The organism is Alphaproteobacteria bacterium, assembly GCA_019695395.1.
In the GTDB taxonomy this organism is placed as follows: domain Bacteria; phylum Pseudomonadota; class Alphaproteobacteria; order JAEUKQ01; family JAIBAD01; genus JAIBAD01.
On record JAIBAD010000004.1, the window covers coordinates 39,926 to 60,238 of the forward strand.

14 protein-coding genes, 1 tRNA gene and 1 pseudogene are annotated in these 20,313 nt (G+C 32.6%); 12 read left to right on the forward strand and 4 right to left on the reverse strand.

The window, feature by feature from the left end; genetic code table 11:
* The first annotated feature begins 27 nt into the window (after positions 1-27).
* The 5 genes and pseudogenes from K1X44_01465 to K1X44_01485 all read left to right on the forward strand — a co-directional run bounded on the left by K1X44_01465 (position 28) and on the right by K1X44_01485 (position 7,340).
* On the forward strand, positions 28-1,020 hold the full coding sequence (locus K1X44_01465; GenBank protein MBX7145958.1) for a MoxR family ATPase: 993 nt from the start codon (positions 28-30) through the stop codon (positions 1,018-1,020).
* Positions 1,021-1,029: 9 nt separating this feature from the next.
* Complete coding sequence (locus K1X44_01470; protein MBX7145959.1) at positions 1,030-1,896, forward strand: DUF58 domain-containing protein; 867 nt, start codon at positions 1,030-1,032, stop codon at positions 1,894-1,896.
* Positions 1,897-1,901: 5 nt separating this feature from the next.
* Positions 1,902-4,691, forward strand: coding sequence for a DUF4159 domain-containing protein (locus tag K1X44_01475; GenBank protein MBX7145960.1), 2,790 nt, complete (start codon positions 1,902-1,904; stop codon positions 4,689-4,691).
* Between the two features lie 15 nt (positions 4,692-4,706).
* Complete coding sequence (locus K1X44_01480; protein MBX7145961.1) at positions 4,707-6,797, forward strand: hypothetical protein; 2,091 nt, start codon at positions 4,707-4,709, stop codon at positions 6,795-6,797.
* A gap of 85 nt (positions 6,798-6,882) precedes the next feature.
* Positions 6,883-7,340 (forward strand): annotated as a pseudogene (locus tag K1X44_01485) (YbhB/YbcL family Raf kinase inhibitor-like protein).
* Positions 7,341-7,358: 18 nt separating this feature from the next.
* On the opposite strand, the gene K1X44_01490 reads toward K1X44_01485, so the two are convergent.
* From K1X44_01490 to K1X44_01505, 4 genes are all read right to left on the reverse strand, one after another.
* Positions 7,359-7,435, reverse strand: a tRNA-Ile gene (locus tag K1X44_01490).
* A 5-nt stretch (positions 7,436-7,440) separates the two neighbouring features.
* Complete coding sequence (rpoD, locus tag K1X44_01495; GenBank protein ID MBX7145962.1) at positions 7,441-9,429, reverse strand: RNA polymerase sigma factor RpoD; 1,989 nt, start codon at positions 9,427-9,429, stop codon at positions 7,441-7,443.
* 120 nt (positions 9,430-9,549) lie between these two features.
* Positions 9,550-11,286, reverse strand: a complete 1,737-nt coding sequence (gene dnaG, locus K1X44_01500) for a DNA primase (protein ID MBX7145963.1) — start codon at positions 11,284-11,286, stop codon at positions 9,550-9,552.
* A 32-nt stretch (positions 11,287-11,318) separates the two neighbouring features.
* Positions 11,319-11,777 carry a GatB/YqeY domain-containing protein gene (locus K1X44_01505; protein ID MBX7145964.1) on the reverse strand — a complete coding sequence of 153 codons (459 nt, stop codon included), beginning with the start codon at positions 11,775-11,777 and terminating at the stop codon, positions 11,319-11,321.
* Positions 11,778-12,031: 254 nt separating this feature from the next.
* Here K1X44_01505 and carA point away from each other — a divergent pair, with 254 nt between their 5' ends.
* The 7 genes from carA to fabF all read left to right on the forward strand — a co-directional run.
* Positions 12,032-13,156 carry a glutamine-hydrolyzing carbamoyl-phosphate synthase small subunit gene (carA, locus tag K1X44_01510; protein ID MBX7145965.1) on the forward strand — a complete coding sequence of 375 codons (1,125 nt, stop codon included), beginning with the start codon at positions 12,032-12,034 and terminating at the stop codon, positions 13,154-13,156.
* Between the two features lie 53 nt (positions 13,157-13,209).
* Positions 13,210-16,452 carry a carbamoyl-phosphate synthase large subunit gene (gene carB, locus K1X44_01515; GenBank protein ID MBX7145966.1) on the forward strand — a complete coding sequence of 1,081 codons (3,243 nt, stop codon included), beginning with the start codon at positions 13,210-13,212 and terminating at the stop codon, positions 16,450-16,452.
* Between the two features lie 50 nt (positions 16,453-16,502).
* A complete protein-coding gene (gene greA, locus K1X44_01520; GenBank protein MBX7145967.1) occupies positions 16,503-16,976 on the forward strand; it encodes a transcription elongation factor GreA in 474 nt (157 codons plus the stop codon).
* A 42-nt stretch (positions 16,977-17,018) separates the two neighbouring features.
* Positions 17,019-17,972 carry an ACP S-malonyltransferase gene (fabD, locus tag K1X44_01525; protein ID MBX7145968.1) on the forward strand — a complete coding sequence of 318 codons (954 nt, stop codon included), beginning with the start codon at positions 17,019-17,021 and terminating at the stop codon, positions 17,970-17,972.
* Positions 17,973-17,999: 27 nt separating this feature from the next.
* Positions 18,000-18,737, forward strand: a complete 738-nt coding sequence (gene fabG / locus K1X44_01530; GenBank protein MBX7145969.1) for a 3-oxoacyl-[acyl-carrier-protein] reductase — start codon at positions 18,000-18,002, stop codon at positions 18,735-18,737.
* A 149-nt stretch (positions 18,738-18,886) separates the two neighbouring features.
* Positions 18,887-19,132 (forward strand): acyl carrier protein, encoded by a 246-nt coding sequence (locus K1X44_01535; protein ID MBX7145970.1) that lies wholly within the window; start codon positions 18,887-18,889, stop codon positions 19,130-19,132.
* A gap of 38 nt (positions 19,133-19,170) precedes the next feature.
* The coding region (gene fabF, locus K1X44_01540; protein MBX7145971.1) for a beta-ketoacyl-ACP synthase II at positions 19,171-20,313 on the forward strand (1,143 nt) is incomplete at its 3' end.

Below are 20,313 nucleotides of genomic sequence, written 5' to 3' on the forward strand. Positions count from 1 at the left end.
TGGAGATTTTTTTTGCAAAATAATAATATAGAAGCATTTTCTGCTGATCTTATTATAGATAAAGTTGATAAGGCGAAAACACACCTTTTAAAATTGCGTCAAAATATTAGTGGAGTTATTTTTGGTCAACAAAATGTTATTGATCAAACTCTTATAACTATCCTAGCAGGGGGACATGTTTTATTAGTTGGTCTTCCTGGATTAGCCAAAACGAAATTGGTTGAAACATTGGCGCAGATTACTACGCTTGAAGAAAAAAGAATTCAATGCACGCCAGATCTTATGCCAGCTGATATTCTAGGATCTGAAGTGTTAGAGGAAAATATTGATGGTAAGCGATCCTTTCGTTTTTTACCAGGACCTGTATTCTGCCAACTTTTAATGGCTGATGAAATTAATCGGGCAAGCCCACGTACCCAGTCAGCTTTACTTCAAGCTATGCAAGAAAGACATATTTCAGTTGCTGGTCATTCACATATATTACCGCAACCATTCCATGTTTTAGCAACTCAAAATCCTTTAGAGCAAGAAGGTACGTATCCGTTACCAGAAGCACAATTAGATCGTTTTTTATTACAAGTTAATGTGGGCTATCCTGATTTTGATGCTGAATATCAAATGCTGTTAAACACTACGGGTTTAGAACAGGCAAAACCGTCTCCTATTATGACGGCACAAGAATTATTAGAAATCCAAAACTTAGTGAGAATAATTCCAGTAGGAGAAAAAATTGTACAAGCAATTTTAAATCTTGTGCGTAATGCACGTCCTGAAACCAGTACGTTAGATATAGTGAAAAAAAATGTTACCTGGGGACCAGGACCAAGAGGAAGTCAAGCGCTTATGCTTGCAGTTAAAGCAAAAGCTTTGTTAGAAGGCAGATTTGCACCCTCTTATGAAGATATTATAGAATTAGCGTGTCCTGTGCTTCGCCATCGTATGGCACTTTCATTTATGGCGCGGTCAGAAAATATTAATGTTGATAATATAATACAACAATTATGTAATTTGTTAGACTAATAAAAAATTATGTCTATTATTTTACAACAACAAAGTGAAAAAATTACCGAAAAAATACCTTCTTTGTTATTAATGGCTAATAAGGTAGCAGCAGCAATTTTACAAGGATTGCATGGAAAAAAGCGTTCTGGTATAGGGGAAGCGTTTTGGCAATTTCGTCAATATCAATTAGGGGATTCGCCGCGGCACATTGACTGGCGTAAATCAGCAAAAACGGAATCTTTATATATTAAAGAAAAAGAATGGTCTGTAACACAAACTATATGGCTATGGTGTGATGTTTCAGATTCAATGAATTATCATTCTTTAATAAAATTACCTTCAAAAAAAGAACGCGCCCAATTAATACTATTAGCACTTGCAATTCTTTTTGCAAGATCGGGAGAAAAAATAGCTTTATTAGGATCATCGTTCAAACCAAATATTGGTCGTTATGCAGTTCATAATATTGCTAAAGAATTGATGAATTATAAAAATAATCAATTAGATTTGTTTTCGAATTTATCTAAGAATTCGCAAGTTATTCTTATTGGAGATTTTTTACAAGATCTAAATGATCTTGAAAAGGAATGTCAGGTTCTAGCCAATAAAAATATAAAAGTTTATCTAATACAAATTATTGATCCAGTTGAAGAGGAATTACCATTTGAAGGACGTATCCAATTTCAAGATATGGAACAAGATAAAAAAGTAATGTTTGAACGTGTTCAATCAATTCGTGAACAATATCAAAAAAAATTTTATTCTCATCGTGCTCAAATTCAACAATTGGCCCAAAAATGGGGATGGGATTTTTTAATTCATCGTACAGATCATAGACCAGAAATGATTTTATTAACACTTTATCAACAATTTACTGATCATTATAAGATTTAATTCCTATGTTTAGTATTGCAACAGTAACTTTTTTGGTACCTTGGGTTTTTATCGGATTAATCAGTTTACCTTTATTATGGTGGTTAATGCGTTTTACGCCACCTTTAGCGAAAAAGATATTTTTCCCTTCTTTAAAGTTACTTAATGATATTAAAACATTAGATCAAACCCCAAAACATACACCTTTTTGGCTTCTTATTTTAAGAATGTTGATTGTTTTATTATTGATTTTTGCGTTTGCCCATCCAATTCTAAAAAAACCATTATCTTTATCTGGCTCGAAATTAGTCATCATGATTGTGGATAACGATTGGGCAGCAGCAAATTTTTGGCAAGAAATGAATAATATTTTTGATAAATTATTTGATCAACTAGAAATTGAAGATAAAAAAATTATTGTTATACCTACAATTTCTACATCTCAATCCAATAATACTTCTATGCAATTTTTAAATATACCTGATGCCCGTAGTTTTATTAAAAGATTGCAACCATATCCGTGGACTCAAAATCATCAAAAAACTATTGAAATATTAGAAATTTTAAAAAACACTTTTGAACAAAATCAACCTGAAATTTTGTGGTTTAGTAATGGATTGGTATCCGAAGATAAAAAAGATGATGAAGTATTTATTCAATATTTAAAAACTTTTTCTAAAGTCAAAATTTTATATCCTCAATTGTATCAATTACCTCTTCTAATTCATGAACCTGAAATTCAAACTAATGGGATTAAATTAAATATAGAAAGAATATCTGCTGGATCTGTTCAAACAATAACGGTTAAAGGACGTGATCAGAGCAATCAAATTATTTTTGATGAACAATTTTCTTGGGATAAAGATAAGAAAAATAGTGAAAAAATTATTAATATACCAACAGAATTACGTAATCGATTAAGAATTATCTCTATAGATAATTATATGACTGCTACGTCAATATATCTTTTAGATAATCGATGGATTCATCATCCTGTTGGTATTATAGCGGGTGGACTTAAAAAAGAAGACCAACCTTTTTTGTCAGAAAATTTTTATTTAGAACGTGCTTTGAATCCATTTTCTGAAATAAGATATGGTAATTCTTTATCTGAACTTTTAAATAGGCCGCTTGCTGTTTTGATTATGGCAGATGTAGGAGGGTTGGAAGAAAAAGATTTACTGGCAGTATCAAATTGGATTGATAAAGGTGGTATAGTCATCCGATTTGCTGGCCCACATCTTGCTAGCCACCCCGATCGTTTATTACCTGTTCAATTAAGGTCCGGAGATCGAACTTTAGGTGGTAGTATGTCTTGGTCACAGCCTTTAAGACTTTTAAATTTTTCTGATAATTCACCTTTTATTGGTTTATCAATACCGAATGATATTTTAGTAAACCGCCAAGTATTGGCAGAACCTGATTTAGATATTAATAAGAAAACATGGGCTAGACTAGAAGATGGTACCCCTTTGGTAACAGCTATTCAACAAAATAAAGGTTGGATTGTTTTAATTCATACAACCGCAAATAATGATTGGTCAAATTTACCTCTTTCAGGTCTTTTTGTTGATATGTTGCGTAAACTTATTAGTTTAAGTCAAGGAACAGAAGATCATAATCAATCGATTAATTCTTTATTTTTACCACCAATTAGAATTCTTGATGGATTTGGTAAGTTTCAATCACCTCCTTCTTCTGTTTCAGCTTTAAAGCAAGAAGAATTTGCTCAACAAATTGTTAATGCTGATCATCCACCTGGTTTATATGGTTATGAAGAAGGTACTTTTTATGCTTTAAATTTAATTTCCTCTCTAAAAACATTACAACCCATTGATTTTTCGTCATTTAATATAGATCATGAATTTTTAATAACACAAAAAGATAATGTATTTGATTTTAAACCTTGGTTATTAAGTTTTGCATTTATTTTATTAATTATTGATATGTTAATTTCTTTATGGGTTAGAGGGTTAAATTTAAAATTTAAAATTTTAAATTTAACTATATTTTTAATATTTTTTATGAACAATGTACCTATTTTTGCACAAACCGTTTCATCTAAAACGGATCTAAATTCGTCTAGTCTACAGCAACAGATAGATTATACTAAACAAACTAGATTAGCTTATGTTATGACGGGTAGTGATGATATAGATCATACAAGCAAATTAGGTTTAACTACATTAAGCTGGATTGTCAATCAAAGAACATCAGCGGAAATTGGTGATCCCATTGGTATTAATATAGAAAAAGATGAATTATCTTTTTTTCCTTTACTTTATTGGCCAATTTCTTCAAGGCAAATATACCTTTCTTCTGAAACCAAAATAAAACTTAATTATTATTTAAGAAATGGTGGTATGATATTTTTTGATACTCAAGACCAAAGTAATTCTGCCAATGAGCAATTAGATCAAGTTGGCCAAAATGAACAGCGTTTACAAGAATTAAGTAAAGGATTAGATATACCCTTATTAATTCGGTTAAATAAAGATCATGTTTTATCTAAATCTTTTTATATATTACAAAACTATCCAGGTCGTTGGTATGGAGGGGATGTATGGGTTGAACAAACAGATCAAACAATTGAAAATGATGGTGTTTCAGCTGTAATAATAGGATCCAATGATTGGGCAGGGGCGTGGGCCTTTGATCCTGAGGGTATTCCTTTGTATCCTGTTGTTCCTTATGGAGAAAGACAGCGAGAATTAGCCTTTCGTTTTGGGATAAATTTAGTGATATATGCTTTAACAGGTAATTATAAATCTGATCAAGTTCATGTTCAATCAATCCTTGAACGATTAGTAAAATAATAAAAATTTATGTTAATGTTTAATAATAGTCATATCATTTTTGAACCGATTATTGCTACAAATATTTTGTGGGTTTTTTTTGCATTGTTTTTGATTGTTATAGTATGGTCAATATGGAAGAAAGTACGAGCAACTTTATTAAGATTTATAATATTCACATTATTATTATTATCTTTAAGCAATCCTTTACTTATTTCAGAACAACGAGATTATTTTAATGACACTGTATTAGTTGTTATTGATCATTCTTTAAGCCAAAATTTAGATAATAGATCCGAGCAAACCCAAAAAGCATTAGCCTCATTGCAAGAAAAATTATCAGTTTTCAATAATTTGGATATAAAAATTGTTGATATACCACAGTTTAATGATGGCAGTAAGGGAACAAAATTGTTTGATGTTATTGCTAATAACTTAGCACAAATTCCTAAAAATAGAATGGCGGGAATAATTCTAATAACCGATGGTCAGGTGCATGATATACCAGACAAGATAGATAATATTGCTTTAAATGTACCTATGCATATTTTATTAACAGGTCATAAAGATGAAAGAGACCGAAGATTATCGATCATTTCTTATCCAACTTTTGGATTGGTGGGTAAAACGGTTAATATAACTTTGAAAGTGGAGGACCTTTTATCAAATGCTAAACAATCAAATAATATTCAAAATGAATTAGTAAATATATCCGTAATAAAAGAAAATATAACTTTACCTCTTATTAGTGTGAAAATTGGTGAAGAAGTACAAATTTCTTTACCAATTGAACATACAGGAGATAATTTTTTTGAATTATCTATCCCAACAATTCCAAATGAATTGACACCTCTTAATAACCGCCATGCATTAGTTATAAAAGGGGTACGAGATCGTTTAAAAGTATTACTTGTATCCGGAGAACCTTATCAAGGTGGAAGAACATGGCGTAATTTATTAAAGGCTGACCCATCTGTTGACTTGGTCCATTTCACGATTTTACGCCCCCCAGAAAAACAGGATAATACACCATTAAATGAATTGTCATTGATTGCTTTTCCAGTCCAAGAATTATTTGAGACTAAACTTCAAGAATTTGATTTAATAATTTTTGATCGGTATAGACGTCAGGGGCTTTTACCTCAAGCCTATTTTGATAATATTGTACATTTTGTTCGAGAAGGAGGTGCTTTGTTAGAAATATCTGGACCTTTGAATGAGGAAATATCTGGTTTTGATCAATCGCCTTTATCTGAAATTTTACCTGCAATACCTACAGGATCTATGCTGGAAATGCCTTATAAGCCAAAAGTTACAGATTTAGGGTTAAGGCATCCAGTTACAGCAAAACTAACAAATTCTAATAAAATCCAACCTGATTGGGGACAATGGTTCTATCAAATGGATACTAATAATGTTAAAGGTCAGATTGTAATGACTGGTATTAACAATAAACCATTACTTATCCTTAATCGTGTAGATAAAGGGCGGGTTGCACAATTATTAAGTGATCAAATATGGCTTTGGTCAAGAGGATTTGAAGGTGGTGGACCACAAGCCGAACTTTTAAAAAGAATTGCGCATTGGTTGATGAAAGAACCAGAATTAGAAGAAGATACATTAAATGCTAGAATAATTGATAATAAATTAGAAATTAATCGTCATAGTTTAGAAAATCAGCAAAATGTAAAAGTAGAGGTCACTTTTCCTAATAATATAACGCAAGAAATTATATTAGAAAAACAAAATAACGGTAATATGCAATCAGTTATTCCTATAGATTTAATGGGTGTATATAAAATAACCGATAAAGAAAAAACAGTTTTTTTAAGTACTTTATCGCCTAATGCTTTAGAATTTTATGATCCTCGCTCGACTGATTTGCTATTTCAGCCTTTAGTTAATCAAAATAAAAGCGGTCTTTTGGTTTTGGAGGATACACCTAATTTCGAAATTCGTCGTGTTAATAAAGGATTTTCAACATCCGGAAAAGGTTGGTTAGGATTAATAAAAAATCAAGATTATCAAATTATAGGTTACAATCAACGCTATTTTTTACATCCTTTGTTATTATTACTGATTATACTAAGTTTAATTTTTGTTACTTGGTTTAGAGAAAGTCGTTAAAAATTCTGGGGTATGAATTGAATAAATTTTATTTGTATATATAATTTATTTACTGTTTGTTTTTGATGTTCGTGTAGTACAAGCCATGGAATTTAAATCTAAAGCATTTAATGATAATAATGCAATTCCTATTCAATATACTTGCGATGGTATAAATATTTCACCACCTTTAACCTGGACCAATGTCCCAAAAAATGCAAAAAGTTTAGTACTTATTATGGATGATCCTGATGCACCTGATCCTATGGCACCTAAAGTCGTTTATTGGATTTTATATAATATTCCTGCTGTTCAAACCGCTCTTATAGAAAATGTGCAATCTTCAAAAATTAATATTAAAGAAGGTTTAAATAGTTCTAACATATAAATTATAATGGTCCATGTCCCCCAATTGGGCGCCATCGTTATTTTTTTAAGCTTTATGCGTTAGATATTTTATTAGATTTTAATATGACACCAGATAAAATTGCTCTTGAAAAATTGATGCAAGTCCATGTAATTGAACAAACTCAATTAATAGGGATATATCAACGTGCTAAATAGTTATTTCGATTTTAAAAATGGTGGGCCCGGCAGGACTCGAACCTGCGACAACACCGTTATGAGCGGTGCGTTCTAACCAACTGAACTACAGGCCCCAATATTATGTATCTAGAAAGCTTCGCAATTTTCGACTGCGACTTGGGTGCTTAAGTTTACGAAGAGCTTTGGCTTCAATTTGGCGAATACGCTCGCGTGTAACCGAAAATTGTTGCCCAACCTCTTCAAGAGTATGATCAGTGTTCATACCAATACCAAAGCGCATACGCAATACTCTTTCTTCTCTGGGTGTTAAACTTGATAAAATACGGGTAGTTGTTTCTCGAAGATTACCTTGAATTGCTGCATCAAGTGGAATAACCGCATTTTTATCTTCTATAAAATCACCAAGATGGCTATCTTCTTCATCTCCAATTGGTGTTTCTAAACTAATAGGTTCTTTTGCTATCTTTAATACTTTTCGTACTTTTTCAAGAGGCATAATTAATTTTTCTGCAAGTTCTTCTGGGGTTGGTTCCCTACCAATTTCATGAAGCATTTGACGGGAAGTACGGACAAGTTTATTAATCGTTTCAATCATATGAACTGGGATTCTAATTGTTCTTGCCTGATCTGCAATAGATCTTGTAATAGCTTGGCGGATCCACCATGTTGCATAGGTTGAAAATTTATACCCGCGTCGATATTCAAATTTATCGACTGCTTTCATAAGTCCAATATTACCCTCTTGAATTAAATCAAGAAATTGCAATCCACGATTAGTATATTTTTTTGCAATGGAAATAACTAAACGTAAATTAGCTTCTATCATTTCTTTTTTTGCACGATTTGATTCTTGTTCACCTTTTTGTACAGTGCTAACAATTCTTCTAAAATCTTCAATAGGTAAAGAACTTATTTGGGCAATTTCAATAACTTCTTGACGAATTTGCTTAATTTCATCTTTGTATTTAGTAACAAAAATTTTCCATCCTTTAGTTGTGAGCTTACTTATTCTGTTAAACCATTTTGGATCTAGCTCTGAGCCATAGTATTTTTCAAGAAATTCAGCTCGTTTAATATTGCTTTTTAAAGCAAGCCTTAATAGTCTGCCTTCTAGACCTATTAATTTTTTATTTAATTCATAAAGCTGTTGAACCAATTCTTCAGTTCGCAAAGCATTAAGTCGAACAGGTGTAATTAACTCAACTAATTCTTGTTTTTGTTTTTCATACCGTCGGTCATTTTTGGTGTCAAAAACTTCGCCTTTTAAAAGACATGTAAGACGAGTTTCTTGTAACTTAACATGTTTTTTAAATAATTGGACTATAGATTCAAAATTTTCCAAAACGCCAGGTAAAAGTTCTCTTTCCATTGCTGCTAAGGATTTATTTTCACTATCCTCTCCCCCTTCATCACTTTCCTCTTTTACTACATCGTCAAGATTTGAATCTTCATCCTCGTCTTCATCATTATCGTTATTTGCTTCCTCTTCGCTATCTATATCTTCATCTTCAGAAAAATTAGAAAATTCATTTTCTCCATACATGGCATCTAGATCAATAACGTCTCTCAATAAAAGAGTACCATTAATAAGATTTTCTCTCCATGATAAGGCAGATCTAAAGGTCAATGGACTTTCACAAAGCCCATTAATCATCATATCACGGCCTGCTTCAATTCTTTTTGCTATAGCAATTTCACCTTCTCGTGAGAGTAATTCAACCCCCCCCATTTCACGTAGATACATTCTTACAGGATCATCAGTACGTCCTGTCACGGTATCAGGTTTTTCTTCTAACTCGTCAAATTCACTGGTTTCTTCAGGATTAAGAGAAAAAGGCTCTTCATTCTCTTCATCTGATTCAATAATATTAATACCAAGATCATTAATCATTGCCATGGTATCTTCAATTTGTTCTGAAGAGACTTGCTCAGGTGGAAGAACTGCATTAATTTGATCGTAGGTTATATATCCACGTTCTTTACCTTGGGCCATCATTTTTTTTACAGCAGAATTAAAACTATCCATCAATGGATCATCAGAAGCATTTTCCTCTTTTGTCGAAGGGGTGTTATTGATGGGTTTGTTTTTAGAGCCTCTAGATGCCATATTAATTTTACCTTTTAATACTTTGATGCAGTTTTAATTATTATTTGAACCGTGATCTGCTTAAATTTATTACGTAAATGCCAAATTTATATACCATAGACCTAATTATTTACTACAAAATTATTGTTTTAATATAGAATTTTTATCCTTTGATTTTAAGGTAAATTGTAAAATATCCTGAATACTATTTTCTGCTACTGATAAAGAAATATCCGCTTTTGTTAAAGAATTAAAGGGCAATTGTAAAATAAATGTTTCTAATATATTGGGATATCCCTGTTTTTCAAGATGATTTAGCAAATTATTTTGAGTTAAATGAGGTGTTGATAAAGCATAGTCTATCATAATTTGACGTAATTTATTATATTCAGATGAATTAATTACAAGATTAGCAAGTGATTCTACATAATTATAAATTAACTCAGGATAACGAATCAGTAAAATAAATAATAATTGGAATCTATAATTTTCTATATTTTGTGTACCTAATCTAGCTGCTTCCCCTCCAATATTTAAATTAATGGATGTTTTTGCAAAATTATTTAATTTATGAGCAGATCGGATATTTATAGGAAATTGATTTTGATAAACAGTATTATATCGATTATTCATAAATTTTTTATACATATCCTTAATGTTTTTATCTTGAATTATAGATATTTTTTTATGTAATCTTTTATTAAATCCTGCCCAACGTTCAGGTGTATCTAACGGTTGCCAATAAAATTCCAAATTCCAAATTAAATTATCTAAAGTAATTGCTTGGGAAATAATTTCATTAAAAGCTTCAATCCCATGATTACGAATTAAACTGTCAGGATCTTCGCCTTGAGGTAAGAAAGCAAAACGTAAAGATTTACTAGGTTGCAAAAGAGGCAATACGATATCGACAATACGAATGGCAGCTTGTTGGCCTGCTGTATCTCCATCAAAACATACAATAGGTTCATCAACGACAGACCATAATTTTGATATTTGATGCGATGTAAGTGCTGTACCTAAAGGAGCAACAGTATGAACAAAACCAGCTTGTACAAGACTTAATACATCTATATATCCTTCAACAACTAAAAGTTGGTTTTGAGCAGATATCTTTTTAAAAGCTTTATCTTCACCATATAATGTATAACCTTTATGAAATACTATAGTTTCTGGTGAATTGAGATATTTTGGTTGTGTGTTATTTAAAACGCGTCCCCCAAATCCGACAATTTTGTTTTTTTGAGTATGAATTGGAAAAATAATACGATTGCGAAATCTATCGTAAAAATTTTGCTGTTCTTGGGATTGAATAATTAAACCTGCTTCTAATAAGACAGATGTGTCAAAACCTTGTCGTGACAGTTCTTCAAAAAGTCCACGCCAATTGTCTGGGGCCCATCCAATTTTAAAATATTCTTGAGTTTCTTTATTTAACCCACGTTGATTAATATATTGTTTAACTAGACTTTGGGCGGGCATTTTTTGCAATTGATTATAAAACCATAAAGAAGCTGCATCGAGAGCTTTATAAACTTTAGAATAAAGAGAAGGAGTTTCGTTTGAGCTGCCTGAATGATTGGATTGGGGAATTTCTAAATTAGCTTCTTTACATAAACTGTTAATGGTTTCGGTAAAATCCCATCCATTTATTTTCATAACAAAATTAATTAAATCCCCGTGAGTATTACATCCAAAACAATGAAAAAAACCTTTACTATCATTAACTTTGAAAGAAGGTGTTTTTTCCTTGTGAAAAGGACAAAGACCAATAAAATCTTGACCACGTTTTATTAAATGTACATAACGTCGAACAATATCCGATAAAAGTAAACGTTCATGTAATTCATTAATTAATGAAGGTGGAAAGAAAGTCATTTATCATTATAAAATAAGGCTTAAGGTTAAAATTATGTGAGCTTTTCTTTAATATAAGAAGCAGCTTGGGCAAAATCCATCTGTCCCGCGTGTTTTTCTTTTAAAAAAGAAATAAGTTTGCCCATATCTTTTATAGATTGTGCGCCTGTTGCTTTAATAGCTTCTTCTATAGCATTTTTTATAGCTTGGCCATCAAGTTGTTGAGGTAAAAATTTTTCTAAAATGGTTATTTCGTTTTTTTCTTTTTGGGCAAGTTCTGGGCGATTCCCTTGTTCATATAAAGAAACACTTTCACGACGTTGTTTAATCATTTTTTGTAATAAATCTGTAATCTCATTTTCAGGAATACCTTGTAAATTACCTTTAGCACGCGCTTCAATATCTTTTTCTTTAAGCGCAGCCAAAATCAATCGGATAGTTGAAATATCGATAGTTTGGTGGTTTTTCATGGCTATTTTTAAAGAATCGGTAAATTGATTTCTTAAAGTCATTTTTATGCTCCAGATTAGTTAAGATTAAATAAATATTTTTATGCCAAAACAAACAAATTACTGTGATATTTATGTAGAAAGTATAATAAATATGTTTTATTGATAAAGAACAATTCAATATGATCTTGACGGAATAGAAAGATTTGTTTAAGTAGCAAGAATTTTGTTTAATTTCATATCTAACTTATTATTTATTTTGTTATTTTGGTGGTATAATTTTGGCTTATAAAACTAAACCTGCAACTGGAATTATCATGTTTGAAGATGGTAATTTTTTTTTAGGTTGTGGATTTGGTGCTATGGGACAAAAAGTAGGCGAACTTTGTTTTAACACCTCAATAACTGGCTATCAAGAAATTTTAACAGATCCTTCTTATGCTAGTCAAATTATTGCATTTACTTTTCCCCATATAGGTAATGTTGGTACAAATTATGAAGATAACGAATCATTAAAACCGGCAGCTGCTTGTGGATGTGTTGTTGCAAATGATATTACAGAGCCATCTAATTGGCGATCTATTGCTAAGTTGGAAGAATGGATGGTGGATTATAATTTAATTGGTTTGTCAGGGATTGATACACGTACTTTAACCAAAAAAATTAGAGATAATGGTCCAGCTAAAGTTGTAATTGCTCATGATCTGTCAGGTAATTTTGATCATCAAAGCTTACAAAAAACAGCAAAAAATTGGTCAGGATTGCAAGGATTAGATCTTGCTTTAAATGTTACTTGTAAACATCCTTATGAATGGGATAAACCACTTTGGTCTCATGATAATTTCAAAAAAAATATATCAATAAAATTTAGAGTTGCAGTCATCGATTATGGTGTAAAAAATAACATTTTAAGGTGTTTAGTAGAATATGGATGTGAGATAACTATTTTTCCTGCAAATAGCTCTGTGCATGATATTTTAGCTATCAAGCCTGATGGTGTTTTTCTTTCAAATGGACCTGGTGATCCTGCGGCAACTGGTATTTATGCTGTTCCAGTAATTCAAGACTTGATTAAATTAGGATTGCCAATTTTTGGTATATGTCTTGGATTGCAATTATTAGCTTTGGCTTTTGGCGCAAAAACTAGAAAAATGGCTAAAGGACATAGAGGGGCAAATCATCCTGTAAAAGAAATTGCTACGGGGAGGGTTAATATTACCTCGCAAAACCATGGATTTGTCGTGAAAGAAGATACAATTCCAAAAGAACTTCAGATTACCCATATTTCTCTTTTTGATCAAACCGTTGAAGGTTTTGAACATATAGATAAACCAATTTTTGCTGTTCAATATCATCCTGAGGCTTCCCCTGGACCACACGATAGTTATTATTTATTTCAACACTTTGTTTCTTTAATGAACCAGTATACGAAAAGAAAATAAATGATAAAAATTATAATTTATAAAAAAATACTAAATAGAAAACTGCAATAACTATGTCAAAACGTACAGATATTAAATCTATTATGATTATTGGAGCGGGGCCAATTGTTATAGGTCAAGCCTGTGAATTTGATTATTCTGGCGTTCAAGCTTGTAAGGCTCTTAAAGATGAGGGATATAGAGTTATTTTGGTCAATTCAAATCCTGCAACCATCATGACAGATTCAAATTTGGCAGATGCTACTTATATTGAACCAATAACACCAGAAGTTGTAAGTAAAATTTTATCCAAAGAAAAGCCTGATGCATTATTGGCTACAATGGGTGGACAAACGGCTTTAAATACGGCAATGGATCTATATAAAAAAGGTATATTGGCTGAATTAGATGTTGAATTAATTGGTGCTCGCGCCGATTCAATTGATAAAGCTGAAGACAGATTAAAGTTTCGTGAAACTATGAAACAGATAGGATTGGAAACGCCTAAAAGTGAATTGGTTTCCAATATGGAACAGGCCCACCAAGCTTTTAAAACAATTGGATTACCGTTAATTATTAGACCATCTTTTACATTAGCAGGTACGGGAAGTGGTGTAGCTTATACATTGGAGGAATATGAAAATATTGTAAGCCAAGGTCTTATTCTTTCTCCTGTTGGTCAAGTATTGGTTGAAGAATCGGTATTAGGGTGGAAAGAATATGAAATGGAAGTTGTCAGAGATTCTGCTGATAATTGTATTATTGTTTGCTCAATAGAAAATGTTGATCCTATGGGTGTTCATACAGGTGATAGTATTACAGTCGCACCTGCATTAACTTTAACTGATAAAGAATATCAACGTATGCGCCAAGCTTCTATTGCTGTATTGAGAGCAATAGGTGTTGACACTGGCGGATCTAATGTACAATTCGCAGTCAATCCCAAAGATGGTCGAATGATTGTGATTGAAATGAATCCTCGGGTTTCACGTTCTTCAGCATTAGCTTCTAAAGCAACTGGTTTTCCTATCGCAAAAATTGCAGCTAAACTTGCTGTTGGTTATACTTTAGATGAGCTACAAAATGATATAACAAAAGTAACTCCTGCTTCATTTGAACCTACAATAGATTATGTTGTTACTAAAATTCCTCGTTTTGCTTTTGAAAAATTTCCTGCAGCATCTAAAACTTTAACAACTTCTATGAAGTCAGTTGGGGAAGTTATGGCTATTGGAAGGTCTTTTGCTGAATCTATACAAAAGGCCCTTTGTTCTCTAGAAACAAATTTAACAGGATTTGATAATATAGACTTTCCTTCACACTGGCAAAATCAAGATTGGTTGAATGTATTATCAACGCCATTCCCAGATAGAATTTTATGGATTGCTCAAGCAATAAGAGAAAATGTATCTTTGCAAGATATTATGAAAGTTACGGGATTTGATCCTTGGTTTATTAATCAAATTGCTGATATTATTGATGCAGAAAAAATCATTATTCAAAATGGATTACCTAAAGAGTCTAATAAATTATATCATCTAAAATCTATGGGTTTTTCTGATGAACGTTTAGCCTATTTAACAAATTTATCAGCAGAGCAGGTTCGCCAACATCGTTTTAATTTAAAGGTACATCCAGTTTTTAAAAGAATTGATACATGTTCAGGTGAATTTATTTCAACGACTTCTTATATGTATTCAACTTATTCTTTGCCTCATAATCAAACTATAGATAATGAAGCCTATCCATCTGATAAATCAAAAGTAATTATTTTAGGAAGTGGACCTAACCGTATTGGTCAGGGTATCGAATTTGATTATTGCTGTGTTCATGCAGCTTTTGGATTGAATGAAATTGGTATTGAAACGATTATGGTGAATTGTAATCCTGAAACTGTCTCGACAGATTATGATACAACAGACAGACTTTATTTTGAACCGCTTTCAGCAGAATATGTTTTAGAAATAGCCAGAATAGAACAAAGTAAAGGGGATTTGAAAGGTATTATTGTACAATTTGGGGGACAAACACCTCTTAAATTAGCAGGAATTTTAGAAAAATATAGGTTCCCAATTCTTGGAACAACTCCTAAGACCATTGATTTAACTGAGGATAGAGCTTTATTTCAAGAATTTCTTTCCAAGCGTACGGAACGATATTTACAACCACAAAATGCACTTGCAACTTCATTAAAACAAGCTGAAGAAGCTGTAAAGTATGTTGGTTATCCTATTATGATTCGTCCCTCTTATGTATTGGGTGGACGTGCTATGGAAATTGTTTACGATCATGAATCTTTGGTTCGTTATATGAAAGAAGCAGTAAAGATTTCTAATAATAATCCCATATTGATTGATTCATATTTAGAAAATGCCATAGAAGTTGATGTTGATGTTCTTTCAGATGGCCGTGATGTTTATATTGCAGGTATTATGGAACATATAGAAGAAGCGGGGATCCATTCTGGTGATTCAGCCTGTTCTTTGCCACCTTATAGTCTTGCAGATGAAATGATTGATAAAATTAAAAATCAATCTCGGCAATTAGCACTTGATCTTGGTGTGGTTGGTTTAATGAATATTCAATTTGCGATCAAGGATCAGAAATTATATATTTTAGAAGTTAATCCAAGAGCAAGCCGAACAATACCTTTTGTTGCAAAAGCAACTGGTTATCCTATTGCTAAAATTGCAGTGCAAATTATGGCTGGTAAGTCTTTGGCTTCTTATAAGCTTGATGATAAAGTCATACGTAAACATGTTGCCGTTAAAGAAGTCGTATTTCCATTTAATAGATTTCCTGGCGTAGATATTGTTTTGGGGCCTGAAATGAAATCTACAGGAGAAGTTATGGGGTTAGATAAGGATTTTGCATCTGCTTTTGCAAAATCACAAATTGCTACAGGTTTAGTGTTACCTTTATCTGGTACGGTACTTATTTCGGTAAGAGATCGTGATAAAGAAGCATTTCTTCTTTTAGCGAAAAAAATCATTATGCTAGGATTTGATATTATGGCTACACAAGGTACAGCTGACTATTTAGCTAAGCATAATATAGAGGTAACAGTGATTAAAAAAGTTTTTGAAGGTTCCCCACATACACTTGAAGCAATGAAATCAGGCAAGATAAAGCTTGTCTTCAATACCGTGGAAGGAATAAAAGCTAAGAATGATAGTTTGGATTTGCGCCGAATAGCTTTAAGCGATAATATACCCTATTATACAACAATTGCAGGTGCTAATGCTGCAATACAAGCTATTGCTACTTTAAAAAAGGGAGATCTTGACGTCGCATCCTTACAATCATATTTCAAATGATTTTAACATACTAGGTTTTTAATTCTAATATTTTGATTGGACTAAATACTATGTCAAAAATACCAATGACCGCAGATGGTTATGAAAGACTTGAAGAAGAACTTAAGCATCTTAAATTAATAGATCGTCCTGCTATTATTAAAGCTATAGCTGAGGCACGTGAGCATGGAGATCTTTCTGAAAATGCCGAATATCATGCTGCACGTGAAAGGCAAAGTTTTATTGAAGGACGCATTGTAGAGCTTGAAGATAAAATTGCGAGAGCAGATATTATTGATGTAAGTAAATTGTCAGGTAAACAGGTTAAATTTGGTGCAACTGTTACTTTGATTGATGAAGAAACAGATGAAAAAATGAAATATCAAATTGTGGGTGAGGATGAAGCAGATATCAGTGCTGGACGTTTATCAATTACTGCTCCTTTAGCCAGGGCACTTATTGGTAAAAAAGTTGGAGAAGTGGTTGAAGTAAGAGCACCTAAAGGATTTAAGTCCTATGAAGTTGTAAAAGTAGTTTTTAAATAAAATAATAACTTATAGATTATAAGAATTAATAAGGAGAAATTTGTGTCATATGCCTTTGTTTTTCCTGGCCAAGGATCTCAATCAATTGGTATGGGAAAAAGATTATTTGAAACTTATCCTTTAGCGAAAGAAATTTTTGAAGAAGTTGATGAAACTTTGGAACAATTTCTTTATAATTTAATGAGTGTAGGCGATTTAAATGAACTAACTTTAACCGAAAATGCACAACCTGCTTTAATGGCTGTAAGTTTAGCTGTCATTCGTGTTCTTGAAAAAGAAGGAAATTTTTCTATATCACAAAAAGCGTCATATGTTGCAGGACATTCTTTAGGTGAATATTCAGCGTTAGCTGCGGCAGGTAGCTTTACCTTAGCTGATACCGCAAAACTTCTTAAAAAACGTGGTCTTGCTATGCAACAAGCTGTTCCCGTTGGTAAGGGTGGAATGGCAGCAATATTAGGATTAACTTTAAAAGAAGTTGAAGAAATTGTAAAAAAAGTACAGGAACAAAAACCAGATCAAATCTGTTCGATTGCAAATGATAATGCACCGGGACAAGTAGTGATTAGTGGTGATGTGGAGGCTATTGAATATGCTTTGTCAGTTTTTGTAACTGAAAAAAAGGCTAAGGGTATTAAGCTTCCAGTTAGTGCACCTTTTCATTGTACTTTAATGAAACCTGCTGCACATATTATGGATGAAGCTTTAAGTAAAACTACTATTGAATCACCCATACTGCCACTTATTAGTAATGTTACAGCACAAAAAGTTAATGATGTTACTAATATTCGTTCTTTATTGGTTAAACAAATAACCGAACGTGTCAGATGGTGCGAATCAATTCTTTATATGAAAAAATTAGGCGTAACAACTATTATTGAATGTGGTGCTGGAAAAGTATTAGCAGGTTTAATTAAACGTATTGATAAAGAATTGGAAGTGATATCAGTGGGTGATCCTGAAGGTATTGATAACGTATTGAAAAAAATTTGCTAATAACCTTTTATCTTATTTGGGGGATTGATGTTTGATCTTAAAGAGAAAGTAGCCCTTATTACTGGAGCTTCAGGTGGTATTGGCCAAGCGATTAGTCAAGTTTTACACCAACAGGGCGCTTATGTTGTTTTAACAGGAACGCGTCAAGAAGTTCTTAATGAATTTGCAAAAAATTTTAATGAACGTGTTTTGGTTTTACCAGCTAATCTTAAAAATAAAGATACAGCAGATCATTTAATCACTTCTATTGAAGACAAATTAGGCAAACTTGATATATTAGTTAATAATGCGGGATTAACACGTGATACCTTAGCCTTAAGATTGAAAGATGAAGATTGGCAAGAAGTTATAGATGTTAATTTGACCGCAACTTTCAAATTAATAAGATCTTCTTTAAAAGGTATGATAAAAAGACGTTGGGGGCGCATTATTAATATTACATCAATAGTTGGGGTTATGGGTAATGCTGGCCAAGCAAATTATGCTGCATCTAAAGCTGGATTAATAGGTATGAGTAAATCTTTAGCAGCTGAAACAGCATCACGCAATATTACAGTCAACTGTATTGCGCCTGGTTTTATTGAAACAGCTATGACAGATAAATTATCTTTAGAACAAAAACAAAAATTGTTATTAACTATACCACAAGGTAAAATTGGTCATGCTATGGATGTTGCTTATAGTGCAGTGTTTTTGGCAAGTGAAGAAGCATCCTATATTACCGGTCAAACTATCCATGTAAATGGAGGTATGGTCATGATATAATGACTTTTTAAGGGCTAGCTTTCCGTAAGTTTTTGTGATAAATGCAAAACTTAATTAACAGGATATAAACGTAATTTTTAATTGATTATTATGTAATTATTTTGTTAATCATTAACAATCTGTTCTATCTTTTTATTAGGGTGTAAAGAATGAGTGATACTGTTCAACGTGTAAAAAAAATTATTGTCGAGCAATTAGGAGTTGATGAAAGTAAAGTTACTGATGAAGCTCGTTTTACAGATGATTTAGGTGCTGATAGCTTAGATACTGTAGAATTAGTTATGGCATTTGAAGAAGAGTTCGGTTGTGAAATTCCAGATGATGCAGCTGAAAGGTTTTTAACTGTTAAAGATGCTATTGCTTTCATTGACCAACAGAACCAACAAAAATCATAATAATCTAATTTTTAAGATTAAGCTTTTATAGGTTAAGTATGAGACGTGTTGTTGTAACAGGTTTAGGTTTAGTTACCCCATTAGGTAATGGTGTTGAAGTAACTTGGCAAAAACTATTAAAAGGTGAATCTGGTATAAGCCTTCTTAAAAATTTTGATGTATCTGATTGGCCATGTAAGATTGCAGGCCAAGTTCCACGTGGCAATTTGGATGAGGGCAAATTTAATCCAGATGATTACTGTTCAGTGAAAGATCAGCGGAAGATTGATACGTTTATTCTTTATGCACTAGCAGCAGCAACCCAAGCAGTTTCAGATGCACAGTGGGAGCCAAAAGACCCTTATGAGCTTGAACGTACAGGGGTTATGGTAGGCTCTGGTATTGGTGGATTACAAGGTATTTATGAGGCTTCTATACTTTTAAAAGAAAAGGGTTTACGCAGAGTAAGTCCTTTTTTTATTCCTTCATGTCTTATTAATTTGGCTTCTGGAAACATTTCTATTCGCTTTGGGTTTAAAGGCCCAAATCACGCGGTTGTAACAGCTTGTTCAACAGGTGCCCATGCTATTGGTGATGCCGCACGTTTAATTATGTGGGATGATGCTGATGTCATGGTAGCTGGAGGTGCTGAAGCTACAATTAGTCCGATTGGTATTGCTGGTTTTTCTGCGGCACGGGCGTTATCAACAAACTTTAACGATCAACCAACGAAAGCATCACGGCCTTGGGATATTAATAGAGATGGTTTTGTGATGGGTGAGGGAGCAGGCATTGTTGTTTTAGAAGAATTAGAGCATGCAAAAAAACGGAATGCTAAAATTTATGGTGAAATTGTAGGTTATGGTCTTTCAGGTGATGCGTATCATATTACTGCGCCTTCTGAAGATGGAGATGGGGCATATAGGGCAATGCGGGCAGCTTTAAAACGTGCAAATGTGAAACCAGAAGATATAGATTACATTAATGCTCATGGTACCTCTACCTTAAAAGGTGATGAAATTGAACTGGCAGCAGTTAAGCGTCTTTTTGGTGATGCTGCATATAAATTATCAATGTCTTCAACTAAATCTGCAATTGGCCACCTTTTAGGTGCAGCTGGTAGTGTTGAAGCGATATTTTCTATATTAGCTTTGAGAGATGGTATTTTACCGCCTACTCTTAATTTAGATGAACCTTCTCCG

Coding starts and splice junctions, on each gene's coding strand:
- K1X44_01470 (MBX7145959.1), top strand. CDS start 1,030: ATGTCTATTATTTTACAACAACAAAGTGAAAAAATTACCGAAAAAATA.
- K1X44_01475 (MBX7145960.1), top strand. CDS start 1,902: ATGTTTAGTATTGCAACAGTAACTTTTTTGGTACCTTGGGTTTTTATC.
- K1X44_01480 (MBX7145961.1), top strand. CDS start 4,707: ATGTTTAATAATAGTCATATCATTTTTGAACCGATTATTGCTACAAAT.
- rpoD (MBX7145962.1), bottom strand. CDS start 9,429: ATGGCATCTAGAGGCTCTAAAAACAAACCCATCAATAACACCCCTTCG.
- dnaG (MBX7145963.1), bottom strand. CDS start 11,286: ATGACTTTCTTTCCACCTTCATTAATTAATGAATTACATGAACGTTTA.
- K1X44_01505 (MBX7145964.1), bottom strand. CDS start 11,777: ATGACTTTAAGAAATCAATTTACCGATTCTTTAAAAATAGCCATGAAA.
- carA (MBX7145965.1), top strand. CDS start 12,032: ATGTTTGAAGATGGTAATTTTTTTTTAGGTTGTGGATTTGGTGCTATG.
- carB (MBX7145966.1), top strand. CDS start 13,210: ATGTCAAAACGTACAGATATTAAATCTATTATGATTATTGGAGCGGGG.
- greA (MBX7145967.1), top strand. CDS start 16,503: ATGTCAAAAATACCAATGACCGCAGATGGTTATGAAAGACTTGAAGAA.
- fabG (MBX7145969.1), top strand. CDS start 18,000: ATGTTTGATCTTAAAGAGAAAGTAGCCCTTATTACTGGAGCTTCAGGT.
- K1X44_01535 (MBX7145970.1), top strand. CDS start 18,887: ATGAGTGATACTGTTCAACGTGTAAAAAAAATTATTGTCGAGCAATTA.